Annotated in this window: 24 protein-coding genes; 13 read left to right on the top strand and 11 right to left on the bottom strand. The window is 62.4% G+C overall.

Annotated elements, in window-relative coordinates; genetic code table 11:
- The first annotated feature begins 124 nt into the window (after positions 1–124).
- Positions 125–880 carry a hydroxyacylglutathione hydrolase gene (gloB, locus tag VRS74_RS00655; protein WP_354143303.1) on the top strand — a complete coding sequence of 252 codons (756 nt, stop codon included), beginning with the start codon at positions 125–127 and terminating at the stop codon, positions 878–880.
- A gap of 5 nt (positions 881–885) precedes the next feature.
- Positions 886–1,866, top strand: a complete 981-nt coding sequence (locus tag VRS74_RS00650) for an NADPH:quinone oxidoreductase family protein (RefSeq protein WP_354143302.1) — start codon at positions 886–888, stop codon at positions 1,864–1,866.
- Here VRS74_RS00650 and VRS74_RS00645 read toward each other — a convergent pair.
- The 9 genes from VRS74_RS00645 to VRS74_RS00605 all read right to left on the bottom strand — a co-directional run bounded on the left by VRS74_RS00645 (position 1,863) and on the right by VRS74_RS00605 (position 6,334).
- Positions 1,863–2,420 carry a PepSY domain-containing protein gene (locus VRS74_RS00645; RefSeq protein ID WP_354143301.1) on the bottom strand — a complete coding sequence of 186 codons (558 nt, stop codon included), beginning with the start codon at positions 2,418–2,420 and terminating at the stop codon, positions 1,863–1,865. The genes VRS74_RS00650 and VRS74_RS00645 overlap by 4 nt on opposite strands.
- 135 nt (positions 2,421–2,555) lie before the next feature.
- Positions 2,556–3,092, bottom strand: coding sequence for a F0F1 ATP synthase subunit B family protein (locus VRS74_RS00640; RefSeq protein ID WP_354143300.1), 537 nt, complete (start codon positions 3,090–3,092; stop codon positions 2,556–2,558).
- Positions 3,085–3,579 carry a F0F1 ATP synthase subunit B family protein gene (locus VRS74_RS00635; RefSeq protein WP_354143299.1) on the bottom strand — a complete coding sequence of 165 codons (495 nt, stop codon included), beginning with the start codon at positions 3,577–3,579 and terminating at the stop codon, positions 3,085–3,087. Before VRS74_RS00635 ends, VRS74_RS00640 begins: the two co-directional genes overlap by 8 nt.
- Before the next feature lie 77 nt (positions 3,580–3,656).
- Positions 3,657–3,884 carry a F0F1 ATP synthase subunit C gene (locus VRS74_RS00630; protein ID WP_027442220.1) on the bottom strand — a complete coding sequence of 76 codons (228 nt, stop codon included), beginning with the start codon at positions 3,882–3,884 and terminating at the stop codon, positions 3,657–3,659.
- Between the two features lie 45 nt (positions 3,885–3,929).
- Positions 3,930–4,688, bottom strand: a complete 759-nt coding sequence (locus VRS74_RS00625) for a F0F1 ATP synthase subunit A (protein ID WP_354143549.1) — start codon at positions 4,686–4,688, stop codon at positions 3,930–3,932.
- Positions 4,689–4,757: 69 nt separating this feature from the next.
- The gene (locus tag VRS74_RS00620; protein WP_354143298.1) at positions 4,758–5,093 is read right to left on the bottom strand and encodes an AtpZ/AtpI family protein; all 336 of its coding nucleotides are present in this window, start codon (positions 5,091–5,093) and stop codon (positions 4,758–4,760) included.
- Positions 5,094–5,235: 142 nt separating this feature from the next.
- Positions 5,236–5,625 carry a YdbL family probable chaperone protein gene (locus tag VRS74_RS00615; RefSeq protein WP_354143297.1) on the bottom strand — a complete coding sequence of 130 codons (390 nt, stop codon included), beginning with the start codon at positions 5,623–5,625 and terminating at the stop codon, positions 5,236–5,238.
- A gap of 17 nt (positions 5,626–5,642) precedes the next feature.
- Positions 5,643–5,804 (bottom strand): YnbE family lipoprotein, encoded by a 162-nt coding sequence (locus VRS74_RS00610; protein ID WP_354143296.1) that lies wholly within the window; start codon positions 5,802–5,804, stop codon positions 5,643–5,645.
- A 92-nt stretch (positions 5,805–5,896) separates the two neighbouring features.
- Positions 5,897–6,334 carry an intermembrane phospholipid transport protein YdbH family protein gene (locus VRS74_RS00605; RefSeq protein WP_354143295.1) on the bottom strand — a complete coding sequence of 146 codons (438 nt, stop codon included), beginning with the start codon at positions 6,332–6,334 and terminating at the stop codon, positions 5,897–5,899.
- A gap of 71 nt (positions 6,335–6,405) precedes the next feature.
- Between VRS74_RS00605 and radC the strand changes: the two genes are divergently transcribed.
- The 6 genes from radC (at position 6,406) to VRS74_RS00575 (ending at position 10,938) form a co-directional block, all read left to right on the top strand.
- Entirely contained in the window at positions 6,406–7,116 is a 711-nt protein-coding gene (radC, locus tag VRS74_RS00600; protein WP_354143294.1) for a RadC family protein, read from the top strand.
- A gap of 2 nt (positions 7,117–7,118) precedes the next feature.
- Positions 7,119–7,865, top strand: coding sequence for an NRDE family protein (locus tag VRS74_RS00595; protein WP_354143293.1), 747 nt, complete (start codon positions 7,119–7,121; stop codon positions 7,863–7,865).
- Positions 7,866–7,925: 60 nt separating this feature from the next.
- A complete protein-coding gene (gene purB / locus VRS74_RS00590; protein ID WP_354143292.1) occupies positions 7,926–9,236 on the top strand; it encodes an adenylosuccinate lyase in 1,311 nt (436 codons plus the stop codon).
- 61 nt (positions 9,237–9,297) lie between these two features.
- Positions 9,298–9,627, top strand: coding sequence for a LapA family protein (locus VRS74_RS00585; protein WP_354143291.1), 330 nt, complete (start codon positions 9,298–9,300; stop codon positions 9,625–9,627).
- Positions 9,624–10,298 (top strand): orotidine-5'-phosphate decarboxylase, encoded by a 675-nt coding sequence (gene pyrF, locus VRS74_RS00580; RefSeq protein ID WP_354143290.1) that lies wholly within the window; start codon positions 9,624–9,626, stop codon positions 10,296–10,298. The genes VRS74_RS00585 and pyrF overlap by 4 nt, the downstream gene beginning before the upstream one ends.
- 7 nt (positions 10,299–10,305) lie before the next feature.
- Positions 10,306–10,938, top strand: coding sequence for a phosphoribosylanthranilate isomerase (locus VRS74_RS00575; RefSeq protein WP_354143289.1), 633 nt, complete (start codon positions 10,306–10,308; stop codon positions 10,936–10,938).
- A gap of 53 nt (positions 10,939–10,991) precedes the next feature.
- Here the strand turns inward: VRS74_RS00575 and VRS74_RS00570 are convergent, their stop codons facing one another.
- Positions 10,992–11,459, bottom strand: a complete 468-nt coding sequence (locus VRS74_RS00570) for an outer membrane protein (RefSeq protein WP_354143288.1) — start codon at positions 11,457–11,459, stop codon at positions 10,992–10,994.
- 192 nt (positions 11,460–11,651) lie between these two features.
- On the opposite strand from VRS74_RS00570, the gene trpB reads away from it, so the two are divergent.
- The 4 genes from trpB to VRS74_RS00550 all read left to right on the top strand — a co-directional run bounded on the left by trpB (position 11,652) and on the right by VRS74_RS00550 (position 16,102).
- Positions 11,652–12,863: a tryptophan synthase subunit beta gene (gene trpB, locus VRS74_RS00565; RefSeq protein WP_354143287.1), complete on the top strand. Its 1,212-nt coding sequence runs from the start codon at positions 11,652–11,654 to the stop codon at positions 12,861–12,863.
- 265 nt (positions 12,864–13,128) lie between these two features.
- Complete coding sequence (trpA, locus tag VRS74_RS00560; protein WP_354143286.1) at positions 13,129–13,908, top strand: tryptophan synthase subunit alpha; 780 nt, start codon at positions 13,129–13,131, stop codon at positions 13,906–13,908.
- Between the two features lie 10 nt (positions 13,909–13,918).
- Complete coding sequence (accD, locus tag VRS74_RS00555) at positions 13,919–14,767, top strand: acetyl-CoA carboxylase, carboxyltransferase subunit beta (RefSeq protein ID WP_354143285.1); 849 nt, start codon at positions 13,919–13,921, stop codon at positions 14,765–14,767.
- 9 nt (positions 14,768–14,776) lie between these two features.
- A complete protein-coding gene (locus tag VRS74_RS00550) occupies positions 14,777–16,102 on the top strand; it encodes a bifunctional folylpolyglutamate synthase/dihydrofolate synthase (RefSeq protein WP_354143284.1) in 1,326 nt (441 codons plus the stop codon).
- On the opposite strand, the gene VRS74_RS00545 is transcribed toward VRS74_RS00550, so the two are convergent.
- On the bottom strand, positions 16,103–17,830 hold the full coding sequence (locus VRS74_RS00545; RefSeq protein ID WP_354143283.1) for an AmpG family muropeptide MFS transporter: 1,728 nt from the start codon (positions 17,828–17,830) through the stop codon (positions 16,103–16,105).
- A 72-nt stretch (positions 17,831–17,902) separates the two neighbouring features.
- On the opposite strand from VRS74_RS00545, the gene VRS74_RS00540 reads away from it, so the two are divergent.
- Positions 17,903–19,063: an aromatic ring-hydroxylating oxygenase subunit alpha gene (locus tag VRS74_RS00540; protein ID WP_354143282.1), complete on the top strand. Its 1,161-nt coding sequence runs from the start codon at positions 17,903–17,905 to the stop codon at positions 19,061–19,063.
- The last annotated feature ends 2 nt before the right edge of the window (positions 19,064–19,065 follow it).

Below are 19,065 nucleotides of genomic sequence, written 5' to 3'. Positions count from 1 at the left end.
GACTGCGTGAGGGCGTGATAACAATCGTCCTCAAGCAGTGAAGCGTTAGGACAGAAAAGAAGGCCCGCCCTCCAATCGAGTGGCGGGCCTTTCCTATTCAGCCTGCTGTCCCTAAGTAGGCTGCATGCTCGAAATCCATCAGTTCCCCTGCCTGTCCGACAATTACGGATACCTCGTCCACAACCCTGCCAGCGGCGAGACCGCTGCAATCGATACGCCTGACGGCAATGAGTATTTGCGCCAGGCCGAGGCGAAGGGATGGCGCATTAGCCAGATCTGGAACACCCATTGGCATCCCGATCATGCCGGGGGCAACGCGGCGATCGTCGAAGCGACCGGCGCGAAGGTGATCGCGCCGCAAGAGGTCGAGCGAATTTCACCGATCGATCGTATGGTGTCGCAAGACGACACGGTACAGCTGGGCGATTTTACTGCCGAAGTGATCGATGTAAGCGGCCACACCAACGGCCACATCGCCTATTACCTGCCCGCAGCCGGTGTCGCTTTCGTTGGCGACAGCGTGTTCGCGCTCGGCTGTGGCCGCATGTTCGAAGGCGAGCCGAAGCAGTTCTGGAGCAGCCTTGAGCGGATCAAGGCGCTGCCGCCCGAAACCACGCTCTATTGCGCGCATGAATACACCCAGTCGAACGCCAAGTTCGCGCTGCATGCCGATCCCGAAAATGTCGCGCTGCAGGATTATGCAGCGGAGATCGACGCGAAGCGCGCCAAGGGCGAATGGACCGTGCCGATGGGCCTGGCACGCGAGCTTGCCACCAACCCCTTCCTGCGAGCTGACGATCCCGCCATGCAGGCGCGCTGGGGCGGAACCAGCCCGAGCGATACCTTTGCAGCACTGCGGGCTGCGAAGGACAATTTCTGAACTCTATGCAGGCACTGCGCGTCGAAAACCTGTCGGATGATTTGTCAGGCGTAAGCCTTGTCGACATGGCTGTGCCCGAGCGAGCGGAAGGCGAAGTGCTCGTTCGCGTGCGCGCGGCATCGCTCAACTTCCCTGACCTGCTGATGACGCAGGGCAAATACCAGTTCAAGCCCGAGCCTCCTTTCACCAGCGGCCTTGAGCTCGCGGGTGAAGTGGTCGAGGCTGCCCCTGACAGCGGTTTCAAGCCCGGCGACAGAGTGATCGGCGGCAACAAAACGGGGGCTTTCGCCGAATTCATCAGCCTCCCGACCCGCGTACTCAGCCCCCTTCCCTCAGGCCTGAGCTTTGCAGAAGGGGCATCGATGGGGGCGGCCTATGTCACGGCCTACACCGGCCTCGTCGAGCTGTGCGGGCTGACGCCGGGCCAATGGGTGCTGGTCACTGGGGCGAGCGGCGGCGTGGGCCTCGCGGCAGCCGACCTCGCCCGAACGCTGGGCGCAAAGGTGATTGCCGCAACCGGTGTGAGTTCCAAATGTGCCCGCATCGAGGAATTGTGCCATCCCGACGCTGTAATGGTGAGCGAAGGTCGCTTCCGCGAGCAGGTGGCGGAAATCACCGGCGGCAAATTGTGCGACATCGTGTTCGATCCGGTGGGTGGCGACGTATTCGACGAATGCACGCGCTGCGTTGCCTTCGGCGGCAAACTGGTAGTGGTGGGCTTCACCTCGGGCCGGATCGCAGGGATCGCCACCAATATTCCGTTGATCAAGGGCTTCTCGATCGTTGGACTGCGCGCGGGCGAATATGCCCGACATTTCCCCGAGCGAGGCGCCGCGATTCGTGCAGCCGTAGCGGAGCTGGCCGAGGCAGGCCGGATAAGCCCGGCGATCGATCGTGCCCTGCCACTATCGCGCTGGCGCGAAGGCTTCGAGGCAATGGCCAATCGCGAACTGGTGGGCAAAGTGGTGTTCGAGCCGGGCAGTTAGCCCATCAGCACGAAACCGAGGAACGCCACGACACCAGCGACACCACTCCCAATTGTCAGGCGCCGGAACGGCTTGACCTGAAGCCCCAATATCACGCCGCTTGCCACAAGCACAAAGAGCACGAACGCAAGGAATGTCGCGTAGACCTTGAAGATGGTGCTGCCCTTGGCCTTGTGCAGCTGCACCAGCCAGCGATGGAAGGACGCCTCTTTGATCGTGACTTCCGCCAGGCGCGGATCGTCCGTGGCCTTGACGGTCGCCTCGCTCCGCGCGCCCGTCCAGGAAAGCGCGATGTCAGCCCCTTCACCACTCACGCTCGCCTCGCCGCTTGGCGCGGGCAGACCGCGCTTCGCCAGTTCGGCAAGCGCGATAATTTCGAGTCCCCGCTGATCCGCAGCCAGCGGCTGGTCGAGCACAACGCTCACCGTCTCTTCGTGCCACTCCCCTTTGCTGCCCCACGTGTAGAGCGCCCCGGTCGCGAGAAACATGAGCATGGCGGGGAACATGAAACCGGCCAGGATGAGATGGAGCTTGGTCAGGAAGAGTCTATTCACGTGATTGAAAACCTTGACTTGATACTTGCGAGTGCCTCGCATTAGCGGGTTTTAAGTTCCTGCCAAGCCCCTTTCTCGACACAAAAAAGGCGGCCCACCTGGACCGCCCTCTTTATCGCTTGGCCAAAGCCGGGATCAGATCGAGGCGATGACCTCGTCCGCAAGCTTGCGGTCAGCATCGGCACCGTGCTTGTCGGCAATCAGCTTCCGCGCAGCACTTGCTGCAGCAGCGACTGCAGCCGCCTTGACCTGGTCGATCGCTTCGCGCTCGGCAGCGGAGATCTTGTCTTCCGCCATGCGCTTGCGGCGTTCGACCATCAGCTTGCTGTCGGCTTCTGCCTTTTCAAGGATCGCATCCGCATCACGCTGGGCGTTTTCCATCATGGCTTCCGCATGCTTTTCAGCTTCGGTCATCTTGGCGGCATATTCGTCGCGCAGTGCTTCGGCTTCGGCGCGCAGTTCCTTGGCTTCGTCAAGCTGTTCGCGGATCGCCTGGATCTTGGCGTCGAGACCGCCGGTGATGAGGCCGGGGACCTTCTTCCACACGATGATGCCGATCAGGATCAGCATCGCCACCGAAACCCACTGGTAGTCTTGCAACCACAGCGCTTCGGGCCCGGCGTGTCCGCCCTCTTCGGCAGCTCCGGCGAGGATCGAAAGGATGTCAGCCATGAGCCAGAGCCTCCTTCACGGCAGCCTTGGCTGCAGCAGCATCGACCTTGGCACCGGCGAGCCGGGCCACGATGTCCTGCGCCGCTTCGGCAGCAACAGTCTCAACTTCGGACATTGCCGCCGAACGCGCTTCGGCGATGCGGCTTTCGGCCTCGGCGAGCTTGGTGTCGAGCCGCTTCTGCGCAGCAGCCACCTTCTTGTCGGTCTTGGCCGCGGCATCCGCCTTGGCCTTGGCGATCACCGCCTGAGCCGTGGCATGGTTGGCGTTTTCACGCTGGCGCCAGATTTCTTCCTGCTCGTTCGCAGTGTCACGCGCAGCCTGTGCGGCCGCGAGATCGTCTGCGATCTGCTTGTCGCGCATCGCCACGGTATCCATCACCTTGGGCACCATCCCGCGCCCGATGACGAAAAAGGTGAAGCCGAAGAAAATCAGCAGCCAGAAGACCTGGCTGGCATAGGTATCGGCAAGCTGCGCTATCTGAGGCATGCGTCGGGTCCGAAGTTCAAATCAGCAAAGACATTGCCCGGCCGGCCTTTAGGCCGACCGGATAATGCAAAACGTCGTTAGGCGACGAAGATCAGGATCATCGCGACGACGAAGGCCAGCAGGCCCAGAAGTTCCGCCGCGGCGAAGCCGATGAACAGGCGGCCCTGCTGGCCGTCGGCTGCACCCGGGTTGCGCAGTGCCGATTCAAGGAACGAACCGAACACGTTGCCCACGCCGATGGCGGCCATGCCGGCACCGATCGCTGCGAGGCCAGCACCGACGAGCTTGGCTGCTTCTGCTTCCATTTGAAAAACTCCTTTAGGTAGAAACTGTTGAATGAACGGATGAGATTAGTGAAGGTTCTCTGCGTCGTTGATGTAGAGCGACGTCAGCAGAGCGAAAACATAAGCCTGGATGCCCGCAACCAGGATCTCCAGCGCGCTGATCGCAACCATCAGCACAAGGCTGGGCACGCCGATAAAACCGCCGAACACTGCGCCTGCATTGACGCTGTCGATCACGAAGCTGGCGAGCACCTTGAGGAGAACGTGGCCGGCCATCATCGCCACGAACAGTCGCAGAGCGAGGCTGAACGGGCGCACGAGAAAGGAAATCAGTTCGATTACGGGGATCAGCCAGATCAGCCACAAAGGCGTGCCATGCGGCACGAACAGGCTGAAGAAATGCAGTCCGTGCTTCCAGAAACCGACGACAAGGACGATCGAGAAGCTCAGGATCGCCAGCACGCCGGTAACGGTGAAGTGGCTGGTGAAAGTGAACGGGTGCAAGCCGAAAATGCCGATCGGCAGCAGGCCCAGCAGGTTCGCAAACAGGATGAACATGAACAGGCTGAAGATATAGGGCACATATTTGCGCCCTTCCTTGCCCACGTTCGCTTCGAGCATGTCGTCGATGAAGCCGGTGAAGGTCTCCACCATCATCTGCCAGCGACCGGGCACCAGCTGGCGCTTCATGCCGCCAGCAACGAATGCCCAAAGCAGCACGGTGGCAATCAGCATCCACAGCGCCGAGTTGGTGAAAGCGATGTTGTAACCGGCCAGTTCCCATCCGCCAGAGCCGAACAACGGCTCAATGGCGAATTGCTTCATCGGGTCGACCTTGCCTTCTGCGGCTGTCACGATCGTTCTTGTCCCTAACGCTCTAAACTCGACCCGCCGCTATTGATCCGCAGGCGGATCGTCAGGGCGCGTGTTCGCTGCACGAATGATGTTCCTGAAGGCGACGATGATCCCAAGGAACAACATCACCAACAGACCCCAGGGCGCTGTCCCGGCAAAGCGATCAATCACCCAGCCGATGACAAAGCCTCCGAAAATCCCGCCGATCAGGTCCGCAAGTGCCCGGTTGCCGCTGCGATAATTCGCATCAACGCCCTTCACTTGCGGCCGGTTGCGCTCTTCTTCACGCTCGCGTGCGGCCCTGAGCCGCTCTTCGAGCGCGTCGATACGCGCATCCTCAGCAATGGGTTCTCGTGCGGACTTATCGTCGCTCATGCCAGCCTCCATGTAGTGGAACGCGCAGCACGGGCAGATGTGCCCGCCGAGGGCGCCGCCCCCTTAGGCGGCAGCCATAGCCGAGTCAACCGGTGGATGGGGTGTAATCGGCGCATTTTGCCGCAGTGCGGCAAACACCCGGTCAGGGGCAGCGCGAGTCCCGTTGAGGCGGGGCCGAAGTGCGGGTTTCCCATGCACCGCCGGGAGCCTGGTATTTTTCTCCGGGCACGGTTTTCATGATCAGCTGGCAACCGGCGGAAAAGGCATATTCTTCAAGCGTTACATTGTTCTGCTGCGCCTGCTCGGCATAAACCGCGCGCCGCTTGATATTGATATCGTTGACTAGGCGGCGAAGGTCCGCGTTTTCAGCACCGACTATGCCGATATAGCCGTCCATCTTCTCGCCGATCTGGCCTGCGCTGCGGGCGGCGGCATAGGCCGGATCGCGCTGCGCCATGACCGGCGAGGCGAATGCGCCCAAGGCCAGTGCAGCAGCGGCACCCGATATTGCAATGTTGCGCAATTTCATCATCTCACTCAGCCTTCCCATCAGAAGATATCCGCATTCTCTTCGATCGTCGCAGCCGCATCTTCGGCCAGGCGATAGATCACTTCCTGCCGGATATTGATGTTAAGCTCGATCACGATGGGCTTGTCGGGCGCAGCGACATTGATGCACCCGGCCAGCCCTGCGGCGATCAGACCCGCCATCCCGGCCCTCGCCCACCTTGTGCCAATTGCGTGCCCGTTTTGCATGGCACTGGCTTTGGCATTACCGGAAGGCTTGGTCGATTTGCGTACGATCATGGCTTGGGCTCGCTTTCCTGCTCAAGCAACGGATCGAGCGCGCCAAGGCTGAATTTGCCGTCGCGATAAGAAGCCCGTAGCCGAGGTCGCACCACGGTTACCGATCCAATCCCGGCTCCCCACCAGCGCACGGTCGGCACCAGCTCGATCCGCTCTACTGACAGGTCGGGCCGCGCCGGGTCGCCGATGACGACATTGGTCAGCACCTGCCGCGTCGGGCCGATCGACTCGATGTCGTAGGTGGCCTCGATGCCCAACTGCTCGAGCTGCGACGCAATCAGGTTATCGGCAATTTTTTCGCGCGAGCGCCAAGCCACGATGCTGGTGACGACCAAGACGATAAGCAGCACGAGCAATACTTGCCATCGCCTGCGGCGCGGCCAGTACCGGCGCGTTGTTGCTGTGTATTCGGAGGGGGCTTCGGCGTCCGCCATCAGGGCGCACTCTTGCGCCTTTCGTATTGCGAAGGCAATGCTGTCATCATTGGGTCGTAGCGGAGGCATTCTTGCCGCAAGCTGAGGAAAATTCGAAGAAAGATTCGCCGGATCACGCAGGTGCGGGGCATCGTGCGAGGCTGCGCGAGAGGCTGCTCAACGGAGGGGCCGAAGCGCTGGCCGATTATGAGGTGCTCGAATATTTGCTGTTCGCCGCCGTCAGGCAGGGGGATACCAAGCCGGTCGCCAAGGCGCTGATCAAGCGCTTCGGTTCGCTCGCCGGGGTGCTCAACGCTGATCCGGGCGCTTTGCAGCGGGTCAATGGAGTCGGGCTGACCAGTGCAGCCGCGCTCAAGAGCGTGGCGCTGGCGGCGCGGCGCATGGCGCGCAGCGAAGTGCGCGACAAGCCGGTGCTGGGCAGCTGGCAGGCCTTGCTCGATTATCTCGCGATCGACATGGCCCACCTTACGGTCGAGCGCGTTCGGGCGCTCTATCTCGACACGCGCAACCGGCTGATCGACGATCATCACGTTGGCGACGGCTCGATCGACGAAGCCGCGATCCACCCGCGCGAAGTGATCCGCCGGGCACTGGATATCGGTGCAAGTGCGCTCATCCTGGTCCACAACCATCCGAGCGGTTGCCCCGAGCCAAGCCGGGCCGACATCCAGATCACCAATCGTATCGTCGAAGCCGGCCGCCTGTTGGGCATTACAGTGCACGATCATGTGATCATCGGCCGCGAAGGCCATGTCTCACTACGCTCGAAAGGGCTGATCTGACCGTGTGCGTCGCGGCAATCGCCTGGGAGGCTCACCCCAAGTGGAGACTGGTGGCCCTCGGCAACCGGGACGAGTTCCACGAACGACCCGCAGCCCCGCTCGGCCGTTGGAACGGCGATAGCGGCATCATCGCCGGTCGCGACCTGCAATCGGGCGGGACATGGCTCGGCGTCTCAGAACTCGGCAATTTCGTGCTGGTCACCAATTTGAGGGGTTACGGTGCACCCGACCCTGCTCGGACATCGCGTGGCGAACTTGTCGCGCGGTTGCTTGAGGGACGACAGTACCCCATGGAGCTTGACCGCTACAATCCATTCAACTTGATACACGCTGATAAGAGTGATGCGCGCTTCATCACCAACCGGCCTGATGCGACGAGTGCGCGCCTCGCCCACGGTGTCTACGGCTTGTCCAATGGCGCTTTCGACGTGCCCTGGGCCAAGACCATGCAACTTAAATCCGCCTTGCTCGATTGGCTGGTCACCGGCGAGCATGTAGAGGAACCCCTGTTTGAGGCTTTGGCACGAAAGGATCTCGGCGATTTCGGCCTGCACCCGCTGCTTCCATCGGATGTCCCGATCGAAGCGAAGGAAACGCCAGTCTTCATCCGCAATCCGGTCTATGGAACGCGCTGCTCCACCGTCGTCATGATCGATCGCGCTGGGAATGGCCGCATCATAGAGCGCCGATTCAGCCCTGAGGGAGAAAAAACAGGCCAAACCGCGATGGAATTCGCCTGGCCGGGTTGACCGCTGCGGCTTCCGATCCTAGCCGCGCCGCATTGCCGCAATACCCTTTTGGAGTTGTCGATGGTCCCCCGTTACGCCCGCCCCGCCATGACTGCGATCTGGGAACCCGAAGCTCGCTATCGCATCTGGTTCGAGATCGAAGCGCATGCGACGCAGAAGCTGGCGGAACTGGGCGTTGTCCCGATGAGCGGCGCTAAGGCGCTTTGGGACTGGTGGGCGACCAATCCAGCGATCGACGTCGCTGCGATCGACGCCAAGGAAGCCGTGCTCAAGCACGACGTGATCGCCTTCCTCGATTGGGTGGCGGAGCAGGTTGGCCCGGAAGCGCGCTTCATGCACCAGGGCATGACCAGCAGCGACGTGCTCGACACCACTCTGGCGGTGCAACTGGCGCGTGCGACCGACATCCTGCTTGCCGAGATGGACGATCTTCTGGCCGCGATCCGGCGCCGCGCAGAAGAGCACAAATACACGCCCACAATCGGGCGCAGCCACGGCATCCATGCCGAACCGACCACTTTCGGGCTCAAGCTGGCGCAGGCCTATGCCGAATTCGACCGTTGCCGTGCGCGGCTGGTCGCAGCGCGGGCCGAGATCGCAACCTGCGCCATTTCGGGTGCGGTCGGCACCTTCGCCAATATCGACCCCGCGGTAGAAGAATATGTCGCCGCGCAGCTCGGGCTCGCGGTCGAGCCGGTCAGCACGCAGGTGATCCCGCGCGATCGCCACGCGATGTACTTCTCGACGCTGGCGGTGATTGCCAGCTCGATCGAGCGGTTGGCAGTCGAAATCCGCCATCTCCAGCGCACCGAGGTGCTGGAGGCCGAAGAATACTTCTCGCCGGGGCAAAAAGGCTCATCGGCCATGCCGCACAAGCGCAACCCGATCCTTACCGAGAATCTGACCGGCCAGGCTCGCATGATCCGCGCCTATGCGATGCCCGCGCTCGAAAACGTGGCGCTTTGGCATGAACGCGATATCTCGCACTCTTCGGTCGAGCGTTTCATCGGGCCCGACGCAACGATCACGCTCGACTTCGCGCTCGCCCGCCTCACCGGCGTGGTCGACAAACTTCTAGTCTATCCGGAACGCATGCAGAAGAACCTCGACCGGATGGGCGGCCTCGTTCATTCGCAGCGCGTCTTGCTGGCACTGACCCAGGCCGGGATCACGCGCGATAACGCCTATCGCCTGGTCCAGCGCAACGCCATGAAGGTGTGGGAATCGGACGGCGCGCTGTCGCTGCTCGACCTGCTCAAGGCGGATGAGGAAGTCGCCGCCGCGCTTTCTCCCGAAGAGCTGGAAGAGAAGTTCGACCTCGCTTACCACTTCAAGCAGGTCGATACGATTTTCGCGCGGGTCTTTGGCTAGACTCGCACGCCAAATGCCTTAGTTTCGAACCCAAGGCGCCACAAACCGAGGGGAAAAGAACATGCAGATCCTGCGCACGGTCATCTGGGTACTGATCCTGTTCGGATTGCTGGTGTTTTCCTTCTTCAACTGGGACCCGGTTGAAGTGATCCTGTGGGACAATCTGGTGCTCGAAACCAAGGTTCCTGTGCTTGTGATCGTCGCTTTCCTGCTCGGACTCCTGCCCATGTGGCTCTATCACCGCGGCGCCAAGTGGAACCTCAACCGGCGGATCACCTCGCTTGAAAATGCCGTGCGCTCGAATGCATTGAGCGGTCGGCACCAGCCCACGGCATCGCCAGCCCCTGTGGCCGGAGACAGCCTTTCACCATCTTCTGACGAGCAACCATGACCAACCCCGTATACCTCGCGCTCGATGTACCGAAGATCGACGCAGCCAAGGCGCTGCTGAACAAGGTCAAATCGCATATCGGCGGGGTCAAGCTGGGGCTCGAATTCTTCTGCGCGCATGGCCATGCCGGAGTGCATGAGATCGCGCATATGGGCCTGCCGATCTTCCTCGACCTGAAGCTGCATGACATCCCCAACACCGTGGCGGGCGCCATGCAGGCGATCCATGTGCTCGAACCGGCCATCGTGACGATCCATGCCAGCGGCGGGCGCGCCATGATGGAAGACGCCAAGGCCGCCGCAGCCGACGGGTGCAAGGTCGTGGCCGTTACCATGCTCACCAGCCTCGACGAGCGCGACATGGCGCGCACCGGCATCGGCGGCAGCGCGCATGACCAGGTGATGCGGCTTGCCGAACTGGCGCATGACGCCGGGCTCGACGGGATCGTGTGTTCGGGCCACGAAGTGAAGGCGGTCCACAAGCAGTGGAAAGACGGATTCTTCGTGGTTCCCGGCCTGCGCCCCGGAGGCAAGGCCACTGGCGACCAGAAGCGCGTCGTGACCCCGCGCCAGGCACGCGACGACGGCGCCAGCGTGCTGGTGATTGGGCGCCCGATCAGCCGCGCGGATGATCCGCTCGCCGCTGCTCGCGCGATCGAGGCGACGCTGTAGTCCAGCCATGAGCATTCAGATAAAGATTTGCGGGCTGTCGACGCCCGAGACAGTAGATGCCGCTATCGCTGCGGGCGCCACGCATTTTGGCCTCGTCCACTTCGAACCGAGCCCGCGCCATGTTTCGCTCGAACAAGCTGCTGCTTTGCGCGCGCATGCCGCTGGTCGCGCTAAGGCAGTGCTGCTGCTGGTCAATGCGGATCCGCAGCTGACTGCTCGGGCGATCGGAACGGTCAGGCCGGATATCGTCCAGTTCCACGGCAACGAAACACCGGAATGGTGTGCGCTTGTCCGCGAGAAGGCCGGGATCGAGGTATGGAAGGCGCTCGGTATGCGAGACGCCGGAACGCTGGAACACAGCGCCGACTTTATCGGCAAGGTTGACCGCCTGCTGTTCGATTCGCCGGCGAAGGCGCTGCCCGGCGGCACGGGGGAGACCTTTGCGTGGGGCCTACTGCATGGGCACAGGCATGTAATCGACTGGGGCCTTGCTGGCGGGCTTAGCCCTGCCAATGTCGCCGAAGCGATCGGGCAGACCGGCGCTCCGCTGGTAGATACGTCATCGGGCGTGGAAAGCGCTCCCGGTGTCAAGGATGCGGGCTTGATTCGCGCCTTCTGCGAAGCGGCGGCCAGCGCCTGAATCGAAAAGGGCGGCCCAACCGGACCGCCCTTCCCGTTTGGTTGTCGACGCGATCAGAAGGTGACGCCAAGGCCAACTGCAGCGGTGTTCAGGTCAACGAAGTCGCTGAAGAAGTGCTGGTATTCGGCCTTCAGGTAGACCTTGTCATTGATCTTGTGCTGGTAGCCGCCGCCGAGGTGCGGCACATCTTCGCCTTCACCGAAGCTGTAGCCGACAGTGGCGAAAAGCTTGCCGCTCTGGCCGATCTTGGCGCCGAGGCGTGCGGTGGTGCCAAAATAGACGTTCGCGCCGTCGACAAGGACCTTGTCGGCCGAGCCTTCGACGCCGAAGAAAACGCTGCCGTTCTCGCTGTCGCCAAGGTCGAAATCATAGCCTGCTGCAACGCCGGCTACCGCTTCTTCAACGCCGTTCGCCCAGGCGATGCCGCCGCGAGCTTCGACGCGCGCTTCGTTGGCCGAAGCGGGAGCAGCAAAGGCGAGAGAGGTGGCAACTGCCGCAGCGGCGAAAATTGTCTTGTTCATTATTGTCATTCCTCAGCGGTCGCGGATGTGATTATCCGTCGATCCGGCGCGCCAATTGCGCATGCCCGCCTGAACAGACAATTTGCCGTCGACTAATGATGTATTCATGTCGCGTAACATCGTTGCGCGTCGACCAACGGCATATGCAAGCCGCTAGACAACCAATCGCCCCTCTGCCAATCGCTTGCCGCGATGAACCAGCCCAATTCTTTCCGCACGATGCCCGACGAGCGCGGGCACTTTGGCCAATTCGGCGGGCGCTATGTCGCCGAAACGCTGATGCCGCTGATCCTCGACCTGGAGCGAGAATATCGCAAGGCGCAGCAGGATCCGGCGTTCCAGGCCGAATTCGACGATTTGCTCGAACACTATGTCGGCCGCCCCAGCCCACTCTATTTCGCGCCGCGACTGACCGAAGAGCTTGGCGGCGCGCAGGTCTGGTTCAAGCGCGACGAGCTCAATCACACCGGCGCGCACAAGATCAACAATTGCATCGGGCAGATCCTGCTCGCGATGCGCATGGGCAAGACGCGCATCATCGCGGAAACCGGTGCAGGCCAGCACGGGGTTGCGACTGCCACGGTCTGCGCGCGCTTCGGCCTGCCCTGCGTGATCTATATGGGCGCGACCGACGTGGCGCGGCAGGCGCCCAATGTGTTCCGCATGAAGCTGCTCGGCGCCGAGGTTGTGCCCGTCACCGCCGGTGCAGCGACGCTCAAGGATGCGATGAACGAAGCCCTGCGCGACTGGGTCGCGAATGTGCATGACACCTTCTACATCATCGGCACTGCTGCCGGGCCGCATCCCTATCCGGAGCTGGTGCGCAATTTCCAAAGCGTGATCGGCAAGGAAGCGCGCGCGCAAATGCTCAGCCGCACCGGGCGCCTGCCTGACCTGCTGGTGGCCGCGATCGGCGGCGGATCGAATGCGCTGGGGCTGTTCCATCCCTTCCTCGACGATCCGGACGTGAGGATGCTGGGCGTGGAAGCGGCTGGCTATGGCCTCGACGGCGACCAGCATGCAGCATCGCTGCTGGGCGGCTCACCCGGCATCCTCCACGGCAACAAGACCTACCTGCTGCAGGACGAGGACGGCCAGATAACCGAAGGCCATTCGATCAGCGCGGGGCTCGACTATCCGGGGATCGGGCCGGAACACGCCTGGCTGAAGGAAAGTGGTCGCGTCGAATATACCGCCGTTACCGACGACGAAGCGCTCGACGCATTCCAGCTGCTCTGCCGTACCGAAGGCATCATCCCGGCGCTTGAGCCCAGCCACGCCATCGCGGCAGTGGCGAAGGTCGCGCCGACCATGCCGAAAGACTCGATCATCCTCGCGAACCTCTGCGGACGCGGCGACAAGGATATCTTCACCGTAGCCGAAAAGCTGGGAGTGGAGATGTGAGTCGCAGAAACAACCGCACCTCAAAGAGGAGTAAGGTTGAAAAGATCGCCGACCCGCGAACCGTAGCATTTGTTCGCTGGAATTTGCCCTATCAGCCGAGGAAGGGACTCTTCTGGCTGGTTTTTGGCTTCCCGATCTTTTTTGTTGTTCGACTGGTCTTATCCGGAGGCACTGAAACCTCTACCGAAATTAGCCATATCGCAATTTGGGCAGGATTGATGGCCGTAGCGTTCGCTGTACTTGCGACATTCACGAAGATCCTCAAATGACCCGCCTCTCCTCAGCCTTCTCTAAGCCCCACCCCGCGCTCGTCTGCTTCATCACCGCAGGCGATGGCGACACCGCTGCCAATCTCGACGCGCTGGTCGCGGGCGGCGCTGACGTGATCGAGCTGGGCATGCCCTTCACCGACCCAATGGCCGACGGCCCCGCTATACAAGAGGCCAATCTGCGCAGCCTTGGCAAAGGCACAACCACGCACGACGTGCTGCAGATCGCCAGTGTTTTCCGCACACGGCATCCCGATGTTCCGCTGGTGCTGATGGGCTATGCCAACCCAATGGTGCATCGCGGGCCCGAATGGTTCGCCAGCGCCGCCAGCAAGGCCGGCGTCGACGGCGTGATCTGCGTCGATATCCCGCCGGAGGAAGATGCCGAACTTGGCCCCTACCTGCGCAGCGCAGGAATCGCGCCGGTCCGCCTTGCCACGCCCACCACCGATGCCGCGCGGCTTACCGCCGTGCTCGAAGGATCGGACGGCTTTCTCTATTACGTCTCGGTCGCCGGGATCACCGGCAAGCAGCAGGCCGCGGTCGAATCGATCGAAGCCAATGTGGCCCGCATCAAGCAATCGACCGACCTGCCCGTGGCGGTAGGCTTCGGCGTGCGCACGCCCGAACAGGCAGGTGCGATCGCCAGGGTAGCGGACGGCGTTGTGGTCGGCTCGGCCCTGGTCGAACTGGTCGGCGAATATGGCAATGCGGCCCCGGCCAAGCTAAGGGAGCTGACTTCGGCTCTCGCCCAGGCGGTTCGCTCCGCTCGCTAGGAAGACAGAAATGAACTGGTTCACACGCGTCCGCAAATCCTTCGGCTTCGGCGACAAGCGCACGACCGAGAAGGACCTCTGGGTCAAATGCCCGTCGTGCTCCGAAATGCTGTTCCAGCAGGAATACCAGGAGAATTTGTCGGTTTGCCCGCGCTGCGACCACCACGGCCGCATTGGCGCCGACGAGCGGCTGGCGCTGCTCCTCGATGCAGGATTCGAGATGCTGGCCCAGCCGCAGGTCGAGGAAGACCCGCTCAAGTTCAAGGACAGCAAGAAATACACCGACCGTCTGAAGCAGGCGCGCGCAAAGAGCCCGCACGCGGATGCCTTCAGCGTCGGCTCGGGCACGATTGACGGGCGTGCAGCCGTGGTCGGCGTGCAGGATTTCGGGTTTATGGGCGGATCGATGGGCATGGCGGTTGGCGCTGCCTTCGTCGAAGGCGCGCAAAAGGCGCTCGAACGCAAGGCCGCCTATATCGTCGTGACCGCGGCAGGTGGCGCACGCATGCAGGAAGGCATCCTCAGCCTGATGCAGATGCCGAAGGCGACCGTGATGACGCGTCGCCTGAAGGAAGCGGGCCTGCCCTATATCGTGGTGCTGACCGACCCCACCACCGGCGGCGTCACCGCCAGCTATGCCATGCTGGGCGATGTCCATATCGCCGAGCCGGGCGCACTGATCGGCTTTGCCGGCCAGCGCGTGATCCAGGACACGATCCGCGAAAAGCTGCCCGAAGGGTTCCAGCGCGCCGAATATTTGCACGAGCACGGCATGGTCGACATGGTGGTGCACCGCGCCAACCTCAAGGAAACGCTGGCGACGCTGCTCGGATACCTCCAGCCGCGCAAGGCGGCATAAGCAGGCATCATGCGCGACTTCGGGCGCTCGGACGACCCGCGCGTCCAGGCGCAACTCGACCGGCTCGGCCAGCTCAGCGTGCCCCAAGGGCGACTGGGGCTGGACACGATCACGGCCTTACTGGCTCGCCTCGGCGATCCGCATCTGCGCCTGCCGCCGGTGTTCCATGTCGCCGGGACCAACGGCAAAGGCTCGACCTGCGCCTTCCTGCGCGCGATGCTGGAGGCCGAGGGCTACAAGGTCCACGTCACCACCAGCCCGCATCTGGTTCGTTACAATGAGCGCATCCGGCTTGCCGGTAAGCTGATTTCGGACGAAGCGCTGGCGGACGTGCTGGCCGAAGTGCTCGATGCTGGCGAAGACCTCAGCCCCAGCTTCTTCGAAGTCACCATTGCCGCCGCCTTCCTCGCTTTCAGCCGAACGCCTGCCGATGCCTGCGTGGTCGAAGTTGGCATGGGCGGGCGGTTCGATGCGACCAATGTGCTGACGCCCGAAGTGCTGGCTGCCTGCGGGATCGCCGCACTGGGGCTCGACCATGAGCGCTTCCTGCTTGCGCCTGAGGACGGCGTGCCGACCGAACCGATGGCGCGGATCGCATTCGAGAAGGCTGGGATTGCCAAGAAGGGGGTGCCGCTGGTGACACTTGGCGACGAATATCCGGAGCAATCCAGATCGGCTATCGCCGATGTCGTTCGATCCTCCGGTGCCCAACTGCTGGAAGCAGGCAGCGATTGGTTTTGCGACTATCTACATTCCGGCAGTGACGGTTTGGTCTATAGCGAGAGTCGATACGAGCTGGAGCTACCCGCTCCTGCCTTGCCCGGCGCTCACCAAGGCGTAAACGCTTGCCTTGCGGTTGCGATGCTGCGGACGCAGGTAAAGCTGCCGATCACAAAAGCCGCTCTGCGCCATGGTATCAAGACGACGACCTGGCCTGCCCGAATGCAACGATTGAGCGATGGTCCGCTAACATCGCTAGTCGGAGAACAGACCATCTGGCTAGATGGCGGTCACAACCCAAGCGCCGGCAAAGTGATCGCCGAAGCCTTGGCGGATCGGCCTAACTCACTCCACCTCGTCCTCGGCATGCTCGACAACAAGGACCCGACCGCGATCACAGGTCCGCTCGGCGACCGCATTCGCACGTTGACGATTGTTCCGGTCCCGCACCACGATAGCCATCCAGCGAAGGCGTTCGGTCCCAACGCCAAGGCTGCCGTCGATGTCGAAGAAGCGCTGCTGGGCCTGCCTTCGGACGACTATCCTGTGCTGATCGCAGGCTCGCTCTACCTTGCGGGCGAAGTGCTGCGGCTCAACAACGAGCTGCCGGACTGATCATTCCGCGGGCTGAGCTGCAATATCCGGCGTCACCACGCCCGACGCCTTTCCAGCGCGCCGCTCGCGCCACCACTCGCAAAACACCAGCACCACTGCGCCCAGCCCGATGATGGTCGTCAACACGAAGACGTCGAAGAAGCCCTGGTTCTCGATCATTTCGCCCAGCGCGCCGCGCCCCAGCGTGCCGACCAGCAAGGTAAGCGAGGATAGCAGCGCATATTGCACCGCGCTGAATTGCTTTGACACGATCGAGCTCAGCCACGCGATATAGGCTGCACCGGCAATGCCGATCGCCAAATTCTCAAACCCGATGGTGATAGTCAGCTTGGCCAGCTTGGCGCTGCCGATTGCGGGGATCTGCTCGATCAGCCAGGTGAATCCGACCGCATCGCTCAACGCCTGCATGTAGTGTCCGCCGACCGCCAGATCGGCGTAAAGCAGGTTCGTGAGCGCAGCGAGCAACCCGCCGATCACCAGCGTGAACATGCGGCCCAGCGCCGTCAGCATCCAGCCCCCCAGCGCCAGCCCCAATATGATCGCGCCGACGCCGAAGAATTTGGACGCAAAGGCGACTTCGTCATTCGTGTACTGCAATTCGCCAAGGTAGAACGGATAGGCGAAAGTGCCCCAGATCGCGTCGCAGATGCGGTAAGTCAGCACCACCGCCAGGATCAGCACCAGCGACCAGCCCATGCGCCCGACGAATTCGACCAGCGGCAGCACCAACGCGCGATAGAGGTGGTCGAGCGCATAGGCCCCGCCGGTGGCGGGAGCCGCATCCTCAGCCAGCAAATTGCGACCCTGCTTCTTCTGCGAAGCAAGCCAGCCAGCGATCAGCGCCGGCAGGATGATCGTGGCCACGATGATCCACGGGCCGAAATTGAGCGTGAACTCGGTCGGATTGGGCCGGTCTTCGGGCGCATTGGCCAGCGACATGACCATGAAGGTCAGCACCACACCGATTGCGCCCGCCCACAGCAGGCCCACGACCGCCAGCGCACGGTTGCGCACATGCGGAACCAACTCACCCGCCCGGCGCAGCTCGCGCACCTGCGCGTCGCTGGCCGCACTGGTCTGCGTATGGTCCCCCTCCGCATTGGGAGCGAACAGGCCGAACGCGCCGGTTGCAAGCAGGATCGCCCCCATCATCATGTAGGTTTCGGGCCAGCCAATCCGTGCGGCGATGACCAGGCCCAGCGCACCCCCGACCAGCGAGGAGAAGCGATATCCCATCTGGTAGATTGTCGAGAGGATATCGAGCGTCGCTTCCTCGTCCGCAACGTCGATGCGCCAGGCGTTGATCGCGATGTCCTGCGTGGCACTGGCGAAGGCGCCAATCCCCGCCAGCAGCGAGAACATCCCAAGTTCCGACTTGGGATCGAGCAGACTCAGGGTCACGAGGATCGAACCGAGCAGCACCTGCATCGGCACGATCCATTGCTTGCGCTTGCCAAGCTTGCGCAGCAGCGGGAGATCGACCTTGTCGATCAGCGGCGACCACAGGAACTGGAAAGCATAAGCAAGCCCGATGAGCGAGAAGATGCCCATCGTCTCCAGTTCGACTTCGGCCTCTGTCAACCAGGCGAACAGCGTCCCCAGGAACAATGCGAATGGCAGGCCGCTGGCGAATCCGAAGATCAGCATGAAGCCCGTCTTGCGGTTGGTCAGCGCCAATCCGAGCGTCCGCCACGACGATTTCTTCTTTGCCGCAGCAGTTTGAGCCATTCCGTAGCGTCCTTCCTAAGATCGCAAATTTCTGCGACACTAGCCGCCGGATGAGGAGATAGGAACGCCCCGATGACCGCGGTCGACACGAAATCACCACCTTTGCGCCCCACCGAAGGCCAGCTGGCCCTGGCCCGTGCGATCGAGCGGGGCGAACAGCGCAGCGAAAGCGGGATCACCCGCATACCGGCCAGCCTCTATACCGATCCCGATCACTTCGCGCGCGAGAAGGCGGCGCTGTTCGATCGAATGCCGCAAGTGCTGTGCCCCTCGGCGGTATTGCCTGAGCCCGGCATGGCGCTGCCGCATGACGCCACCGGGCGCCCGCTGCTCATCACCCGCGATGCCGACGGCAAGGCACACGTCTTCCTCAACGTCTGCAAGCATCGCGGCACGCGGCTTGTCGAAGGTCAGGACGTGCAATGCGCCAAACGGCTCGTCTGCCCCTATCATGCGTGGACCTACAAGCTCGACGGCAAGCTGCTCGCCCTGCCCCGCCCTGAAACCTTCCCCGGGATGGACAAGGCCGACTATGGCCTGGCCGAACTGCCCAGTTGCGAAGCGGGCGGGCTGATCTGGTTCGCCCCCGCCGAAGGCGCCGACTTCACTCACGCGCGCCAAATGGGCGAGGATTTCGACGCTTTCGCAATGCGCGACCTGCACCTGTTCCGCCGCAAGACCCATTCGGTGAAGGGCAATTGGAAGCTCATCATGGATGCCTTTCTAGAAAGCTACCATGTCACCAGGCTTCACGCGAAGACGATCGGGCCTTTCTTCAAGGACGGCGTGACCAGCGGCGACCAGATCGGGCCGCACCAGCGCGCAGCGGTGGGCAGGCTCGAGGAAATGGAGGGCGTCGACCTCAACGACATGGCTGCGCTCAGACGCGTCGTGACTTTCGCCTACCAGTTGCTGCCGGCCACGATCATCATTCCCAGCCCCGATTACGTCAATGTGATGGTGCTGATGCCGCAAGCGGTCGACCATACGCTGGTCGAGGACTTCATGCTGATCCCCGAACCGCCCGTGACCGAGAAGGCACGCGACCATTGGGAACGCAGCTGGGCACTTCTCGACGGCGGAGTCTTCGCTAGCGAGGATTTCCGCGCTGCAGAACTCGGCCAGCAGGGGCTCTCCACCGGCGCAGTCGAGCATTTGACGCTGGGAACGCTCGAAGGCGGTATCCATCGGTTCGACCGGATCGTCGAAGAAGCGTTGCGCGGGGTCAATTGAAC

This window comes from Altererythrobacter litoralis (assembly GCF_036324225.1).
Lineage (GTDB): Bacteria > Pseudomonadota > Alphaproteobacteria > Sphingomonadales > Sphingomonadaceae > Erythrobacter > Erythrobacter litoralis_A.
This window is presented reverse-complemented; position numbering and strand designations above follow the sequence as displayed.

What these genes read in the sequence shown, in the direction of transcription:
- gloB (WP_354143303.1), top strand. Translation starts at nt 125, where the DNA reads ATGCTCGAAATCCATCAGTTCCCCTGCCTGTCCGACAATTACGGATAC.
- VRS74_RS00650 (WP_354143302.1), top strand. Translation starts at nt 886, where the DNA reads ATGCAGGCACTGCGCGTCGAAAACCTGTCGGATGATTTGTCAGGCGTA.
- VRS74_RS00640 (WP_354143300.1), bottom strand. Translation starts at nt 3,092, where the DNA reads ATGGCTGACATCCTTTCGATCCTCGCCGGAGCTGCCGAAGAGGGCGGA.
- VRS74_RS00635 (WP_354143299.1), bottom strand. Translation starts at nt 3,579, where the DNA reads ATGCCTCAGATAGCGCAGCTTGCCGATACCTATGCCAGCCAGGTCTTC.
- VRS74_RS00630 (WP_027442220.1), bottom strand. Translation starts at nt 3,884, where the DNA reads ATGGAAGCAGAAGCAGCCAAGCTCGTCGGTGCTGGCCTCGCAGCGATC.
- VRS74_RS00625 (WP_354143549.1), bottom strand. Translation starts at nt 4,688, where the DNA reads ATGAAGCAATTCGCCATTGAGCCGTTGTTCGGCTCTGGCGGATGGGAA.
- VRS74_RS00620 (WP_354143298.1), bottom strand. Translation starts at nt 5,093, where the DNA reads ATGAGCGACGATAAGTCCGCACGAGAACCCATTGCTGAGGATGCGCGT.
- VRS74_RS00615 (WP_354143297.1), bottom strand. Translation starts at nt 5,625, where the DNA reads ATGATGAAATTGCGCAACATTGCAATATCGGGTGCCGCTGCTGCACTG.
- VRS74_RS00610 (WP_354143296.1), bottom strand. Translation starts at nt 5,804, where the DNA reads ATGGCGGGTCTGATCGCCGCAGGGCTGGCCGGGTGCATCAATGTCGCT.
- VRS74_RS00605 (WP_354143295.1), bottom strand. Translation starts at nt 6,334, where the DNA reads ATGGCGGACGCCGAAGCCCCCTCCGAATACACAGCAACAACGCGCCGG.
- purB (WP_354143292.1), top strand. Translation starts at nt 7,926, where the DNA reads ATGGTCCCCCGTTACGCCCGCCCCGCCATGACTGCGATCTGGGAACCC.
- VRS74_RS00585 (WP_354143291.1), top strand. Translation starts at nt 9,298, where the DNA reads ATGCAGATCCTGCGCACGGTCATCTGGGTACTGATCCTGTTCGGATTG.
- pyrF (WP_354143290.1), top strand. Translation starts at nt 9,624, where the DNA reads ATGACCAACCCCGTATACCTCGCGCTCGATGTACCGAAGATCGACGCA.
- VRS74_RS00575 (WP_354143289.1), top strand. Translation starts at nt 10,306, where the DNA reads ATGAGCATTCAGATAAAGATTTGCGGGCTGTCGACGCCCGAGACAGTA.
- VRS74_RS00570 (WP_354143288.1), bottom strand. Translation starts at nt 11,459, where the DNA reads ATGAACAAGACAATTTTCGCCGCTGCGGCAGTTGCCACCTCTCTCGCC.
- trpB (WP_354143287.1), top strand. Translation starts at nt 11,652, where the DNA reads ATGAACCAGCCCAATTCTTTCCGCACGATGCCCGACGAGCGCGGGCAC.
- trpA (WP_354143286.1), top strand. Translation starts at nt 13,129, where the DNA reads ATGACCCGCCTCTCCTCAGCCTTCTCTAAGCCCCACCCCGCGCTCGTC.
- accD (WP_354143285.1), top strand. Translation starts at nt 13,919, where the DNA reads ATGAACTGGTTCACACGCGTCCGCAAATCCTTCGGCTTCGGCGACAAG.
- VRS74_RS00550 (WP_354143284.1), top strand. Translation starts at nt 14,777, where the DNA reads ATGCGCGACTTCGGGCGCTCGGACGACCCGCGCGTCCAGGCGCAACTC.
- VRS74_RS00545 (WP_354143283.1), bottom strand. Translation starts at nt 17,830, where the DNA reads ATGGCTCAAACTGCTGCGGCAAAGAAGAAATCGTCGTGGCGGACGCTC.
- VRS74_RS00540 (WP_354143282.1), top strand. Translation starts at nt 17,903, where the DNA reads ATGACCGCGGTCGACACGAAATCACCACCTTTGCGCCCCACCGAAGGC.